We start from the raw sequence: 249 nt of genomic DNA on the forward strand, positions 1-249 counted from the left end.
AAAACTGACTTGCGAGTCATGTTTGAGATATTTGCTCTTTAAAAATCTGGATCAAGCTGAAAATTGAAACGACACACTGTGTCTGTTCTCCGTAATAAGAACAGATAAATGGTGTGTTCGAGTCTCTCAAATTTTCGCAATCAGAAGTGAAACATCTTCGGGTTGTGAAGTTAAGCGACTAAGCGTACACGGTGGATGCCCTGGCAGTCAGAGGCGATGAAGGACGTGCTAATCTGCGATAAGCGCCGG

At 43.8% G+C, this 249-nt stretch carries 1 rRNA gene; it reads left to right on the forward strand.

Going from position 1 to position 249, the window contains the following annotated elements:
- Positions 1-168: 168 nt before the first annotated feature.
- Positions 169-249 (forward strand): 23S ribosomal RNA (locus tag OGV69_RS01330); the annotation flags it as partial.

The sequence above is a fragment of the Citrobacter sp. Cc139 genome (assembly GCF_030334645.1).
Lineage (GTDB): Bacteria > Pseudomonadota > Gammaproteobacteria > Enterobacterales > Enterobacteriaceae > Citrobacter > Citrobacter werkmanii.